2 protein-coding genes are annotated in these 5786 nt (G+C 68.3%); one reads left to right on the plus strand and one right to left on the minus strand.

The genetic code is table 11. From position 1 onward, the window contains the following. A partial coding sequence (locus Q0Q47_RS30810) for a methyl-accepting chemotaxis protein (protein WP_293868972.1) occupies nucleotides 1-2504 on the minus strand: 2504 nt, incomplete at its 3' end. Between the two features lie 358 nt (nucleotides 2505-2862). Between Q0Q47_RS30810 and ligD the strand changes: the two genes are divergently transcribed. Further along, nucleotides 2863-5556, plus strand: coding sequence for a DNA ligase D (ligD, locus tag Q0Q47_RS30815; RefSeq protein WP_293868974.1), 2694 nt, complete (start codon nucleotides 2863-2865; stop codon nucleotides 5554-5556). The last annotated feature ends 230 nt before the right edge of the window (nucleotides 5557-5786 follow it).

Genomic DNA, 5786 nt, shown 5'->3' on the forward strand with positions numbered 1-5786 from the left:
GGACGCGCCGCCGGAGCGGCACGCTGCGACACGGCTGCCGCGGGCCTGGCCGCCTCGAGCATCGTCCCCACGTGGGATGCCGATGTCCGGAAGGCCGCCACCAGCTCGTTGAGGCGGCGGATCTGCTGCGACATCGTCTGGGCCGACGCGGCGCTTTCCTCGGCGAGCGCGGCATTCTGCTGCGTCATCTCGTCCATGTGCGCGATGGCCTTGGTCATCTCGCCGATGCCGCTGGCCTGCTCGTTGGTCGATTCGGCGATGCGGGTGACGGTGCCGGAGACCTGGTTCGAGGCGCCGACGATCTTGCCCAGAACCTCGCCGGCCGAGCGCACGAGCTTGACGCCCTGCGCCACCTCCGCCGTCGACGTGGTGATGAGGCTGGTGATGTCCTTGGCCGCTTCCGAGGACCGCTGCGCCAGCGTGCGCACCTCGGAGGCGACGACGGCGAAGCCCTTGCCCGCCTCGCCGGCCCGCGCCGCCTCGACGGCCGCGTTGAGCGCCAGGAGATTGGTCTGGAAGGCGATGTCGTCGATCACCGAGGTGATGTCGGAGATCTTCTGCGAGGCCTGCTCGATGCGGGTCATCGCCTCGACGGCCTGGGTGACGATCGAGCCACCCGTTTCGGCGATGCGCTGGGCGCCGCTGGCCAGTTCCATGGCTTCGCGCGACGAGGAGGCACCCTCCTTCACGGAGCTCGCCAGCAGATCGGCGGTGGAGGCCGTCTGCACCAGCGAGGAGGCCTGCTCCTCCGTCCGGCGCGCCAGGTCGTCGGCACCCGTGGCGATTTCCGTCGCCGCCGCGGTCGCCTCGACGGTGGTCGTCTGGATGGTCACCACCGTTTCCGACAGGCGGTCGATGGTCTCGTCGATGCTCGTCCTGAGCTGGCCGAGAACGCCACGATAGTCGTTCGTCACACGACGGGTCAGATCTCCGTCGGCGAGCGCCTGCATCACGTGGGCGAAGTCGCGCACCGCGTTGTCGACGGTCTCGGAGATCCGGTTCAGCCCGGTGGCGATCTCCTTGACGAAGCCCGACTTGTTGGCGAGGTCGAGACGCTTGGTGAAGTCGCCTTCGGCCGCGGCGGCCACCACCTGGGAGACTTCCACCTGGGCCTCGAGTTCGCCCGTCATCTCGTGCCACAGGAGGGTGTGTCCGAGCCGCTCGCCCGTGGTCGCGGAATAGATGTAGCTCATGTCGACCAGGATGGTCCGGCCGTCGACCTTCAGCTTGACCTTCCGGACCTTGCCGTCGTCGATGATCAGCTCGCGCGCGAGGTTGGCATTGCGGTCGTAGTAGTCGATGTGCTCGCCGAACATCTTCTCGACGGAGAAGTCGTGCCGGGCCGCTCGGAAGGTGGGCTCCAGCTGCATGAAGAGGTTCAGCAGCGCCCCGCTCATGAACACGACCTTCTCTTCCGGGTCGGTGATCATCAACAGCGTCGACGAACCGTCGAGCGCGGCCATCGTCAGCGCCTGCTGGGATCCCAGATCCTGGAAGCGCCGAAGTGCCCGGGCGATCTCGCCCGTCTCGTTCGGCAGGTCGGCATGGGGAACGACGAAGCCGTAGTCGTTGCGGCGGAAGCGCTGCAGGGCTTCGACGAGGTCCCCGATGGACCGGCGCAACTGGCGCGCCATCAGGAAGCCCAGGAAGGCGATGACGAGCAGGCACGCGCCGGCGATCGCTAGCTTCGTGACGGCGTTCGAGGTCAGCGCGTCGATGCGGGTGTCGAGCAGCCGGAGGAGTTCGCCGTTGGCCGCGGGCCAAAGTTCGGCGGAGAAGGCGTGCAGAGCGGCCTCGGCCTTGAGGAGTTGGGTCACCTTTGCTGCCGTGGGCGCGCCCTTGGCAAAGTCGGCGACGACCTCGGAGGCGATCGCGTCGAGCTCGTTGGCCATCTTCACGAAGGTGGCGAACCGGCTTCCGAGGGCCTTCTCGAGCGATCCGTCGGCGTTGCCGCCGAAGGCGGACTTGAGCGAGGATTCGACAGGATCGTCGGCCCCGTCCACGCGCGCGACCGAGCGCACGAGGGCCACGAACTGCTCGGGCGTCGGCTTGGTCGCCGTCCCGACGAAGGGCTGGGCGGCGCTGCGCAGGTCGGCCAGGGCCGCGACCAGTTCCGGCATGCGGACGGTCACCACGTCCATGACGTAATAGCTGTCGACGTCGGGATCGAGCGTCAGGTTCGAGGCGTCGCTGACCTTCTGGATGGCGGTCTTGTACGCGGCGACGCGGTCCTCGACCGACGCCGATCCCGCCAGGGTCTGGGAGAAGGCCTTGGCCGCGGCACCGGCCTTGAACTGGTCCTCGAGGGAGGGAACGGTCTCGGCGATGTCCTTGGCGAGCGTGGCCATGGCGGCCGGCCGCTGATCGGGCGCCGTCGCCAGCACCGCGCCGTTCCAGATCCCGATGAGCGCCTTCGATCCCGCCACTTCGAGGGCGGCGAAGTCCACGTCCTTCCGGGCTTGAGCAATGAAAAGGTAGGTCATCAGGCCCAGCGGAATGGCCATCAGCCCCATGATCAAACCGATTTTTGCTCCAATCCCCAGGCCGGCAAGTCGCAATGTCTTCATTTCGAATGACCCCATCAGACAACCACGCTGATAACATTTGAAGTTTAAGAACCGCTGATTGCTTTCCGCGGGCGCCAAAAAGAGAAAGATTACGTTTTGGGCAATGTGCTCAAGACATCAGCAAATTATCGAACGTCACTGCCGCGACCGCTGCGTAAAGGGCGCGACTTTTCGCCTTATGCGAGCAATACTGGCGAACACTTGAACCTCCCGTTAACCATCCCGCCGGTTCGCCGAGCGGAGCCCGAGGGAACCACGGCGTGGGTCCGAGCCTTGTCGTTCGACGAGGACGACCATGGCTCGAAAGACGACGACGCCCGAGACGGCAGCGACCACGCCGCGCGGGACGAAACCCTCCGCAGCGGCGGCGCTGCAGCCCTATGAGGCGAAGCGCAGCTTCGATCGCACCCCGGAGCCCCGGCCGGACGCACCGCCGCGCGGCAAGCCGCAACGCTCGGGAGGCTCCTTCGTCGTGCAGAAGCACGACGCCACCCGTCTGCACTACGACCTGCGCCTCGAACTCGACGGCGTGCTGAAGAGCTGGGCCGTCACCCGCGGTCCGAGCCTCGTGCCCGGCGACAAGCGCCTCGCCGTGCGGACCGAGGACCATCCCATGAAGTACCTCGACTTCGAGGGCGTCATCCCGGCCGGCGAATACGGCGGCGGGACCATGATCGTCTGGGATCGGGGACAGTGGACGCCCGACGCGGATCCGCAGCGCGGATTTGCCAAGGGCCACATCGACTTCACACTGGCCGGCGAGCGGCTGAAGGGCCGATGGCACCTGGTGCGCATGCGCCCGCGAGCGCGCGAAACGACGGAGCAGTGGCTCCTCATCAAGGGCGACGACGAACATGCCAGGGCGGAGGGTGATCCGGACCTCCTCGTCGAGGAACAGACGTCGCTCAAGAGCGGCAAGACGAACGACGAGCTGGCCGCAGGCGGCGTGGTGCGCTCGGACCATGCCGAGCGACAGGCCCGCAAGGCGGCCACCAGGCGAGCCGCCCCGGCGAAGGATGCCAGGACGGATGCTGCCAAGACGAACGCTGCCAAGACGAAGGACGCCAAGCGGCCCGGGCCTGCTCCGGCCCCTGCTCCCGCTCCCGCGAAGAAGGCCAAGCCGGGCCTCCTGCCGGTGTTCGTCGACCCCATGCTGGCCACGCTCACGGCGACCCCGCCGACCGGAGGCGAGTGGATCCACGAGATCAAGTTCGACGGCTACCGGATCCAGGCGCGCGTGGACGGGTCGCAATGCATGCTGCTGACCCGCAAGGGTCTCGACTGGACGCAGCGCTTTGCGGCCATCGCGACGGCGCTGAAGGACGTGCCCGCCGGCTCCGCGCTGATCGACGGGGAGGTGATCGTGGAGGCCTCCACCGGCGTGTCGGACTTCTCCGCCCTGCAGGCCGACCTGTCGGACGGGCGCCAGGATCGCATGATCTATGCGGCGTTCGACCTTCTCTACCTCGAGGGCAAGGACCTGCGCCGCTCGCCGCTGGGGGAGCGCCGTCGGCTGCTGGAGGACCTGTTCTCGGCCCTGCCCGCGGGCACCCCGCTGCGGTTCAGCGAGCACGTCGAGAACGATGGCGCCACGATGCTGCGTCATGCCTGCCGCCTGGGGCTGGAAGGCATCGTGTCGAAGCGCCGGGACGCGCCCTACGCCTCCGGCAGGGGCGGCGGCTGGCTCAAGGCCAAGTGCACCCAGCGCCAGGAGTTCGTCGTCGTCGGGTTCACGCGATCCACCGCGGCCTCCGGCTCGATCGGCGCCCTGGTCCTCGCGGTGAACGGCCCCGAGGGCCTCGTCCTGGCCGGGCGCGTGGGCACGGGCTTCTCGACCAAGGAGGCCCAGCACCTGGCCAGGGGCCTCGGCGCGACGGCCACCAAGGCGGCTCCCCTGGGGGTCAAGCCGCCGGCCGCGGCGACGCGGGGCGTCACCTGGGTGGAACCGCGCCTCGTCGCCGAGGTGGAGTTTCGCGGCTGGACCGCCGACGGGCTGCTGCGGCAGGCTTCCTTCAAGGGCCTGCGCGACGACAAGCCGGTGACCGAGGTGGTGCGCGAGGAAACGGAGGGCGCCGTGGAGGACGACCATACCCCGGAACTGGACCTGTCCGGCATTCGCCTGACCCACCCCGAACGCGTGCTGTGGGAAGAGCAGGGCATCACCAAGCTGGGCCTGGCGGAGTTCTACGCCGGCATCGCCGACTGGGTGCTGCCCCATGTCACGGGACGCCCGCTGAGCCTCGTGCGCTGTCCCTCGGGTGCGGCCAAGCAGTGCTTCTTCCAGAAGCATCGCTGGGAGGGGCTGTCGCCGGACATCCAGCCCGTCGACGTCGGTGACGAGGAGCCGATGACCTTCATCGCGGATCTGCGCGGCCTCATCGGCCTGGTGCAGGCCGGCGTCCTGGAGATCCACCCCTGGGGCTCCCGCGTCGAGGACCTGGACCATCCGGATCGGCTGATCTTCGACCTCGACCCCGGCGAGGGCGTGACGTGGCAGGCCGTCGTCGACGGCGCGGTGGCGCTGCGCGACCGGCTGTCGGCGATGGGACTGGAGAGCTTCGTGAAGACCTCCGGCGGAAAGGGCCTCCACGTGGTGGTGCCGCTGGTCCCCTCCGCCGACTGGGACACCGCCAAGGCCTTCACCAAGGAGGTCGTCGACACGCTCGCGGCCGACGAGCCCGCCCGTTACTTGGCGACCATGTCCAAGGCCAAGCGCAAGGGCCGCATCTTCCTCGACTACCTGCGCAACGGGCGGGGCGCGACCGCGGTCGCCGCCTTCTCGACGCGCGCCCGCGCCGGGGCCCCCGTCTCCACCCCGCTCGCCTGGAGCGAACTCGGCGACAGCATCCGCGCCGACCACTTCACGGTCGCCAACCTGCGGCAGCGGCTGGACTATCTGAAGGAAGACCCCTGGAAAGGGTTTTTCGAGACCGACCAGGTGCTACCCGGGTCGAAGGCGGTCAAGCCGCGGAAGACGCGGAAAAGATGAGCGCCATTGGACCGTCATGCGTCCTTCAACATGGCCGCTTGGCGAGGAGTTCGCGAAGCATTCGCCAACGCAGCCTTGCAGCTGACCTCATCCGGTGTGTGACCCCTCTCCGCCGTCCTGCCCGGGCCCGGCCCGGGCATCCACGACTTCGCCGGGGCCATTCTCAAGTCGTGGATGGCCGGGCCAAGTGTACAGACCGGAGACATGGTGAACACTCGTTCGGGGACATG

It is taken from the genome of uncultured Alsobacter sp. (assembly GCF_945952055.1).
GTDB lineage: Bacteria > Pseudomonadota > Alphaproteobacteria > Rhizobiales > Beijerinckiaceae > Alsobacter.

Coding starts and splice junctions, on each gene's coding strand:
- ligD (WP_293868974.1), top strand. CDS start 2,863: ATGGCTCGAAAGACGACGACGCCCGAGACGGCAGCGACCACGCCGCGC.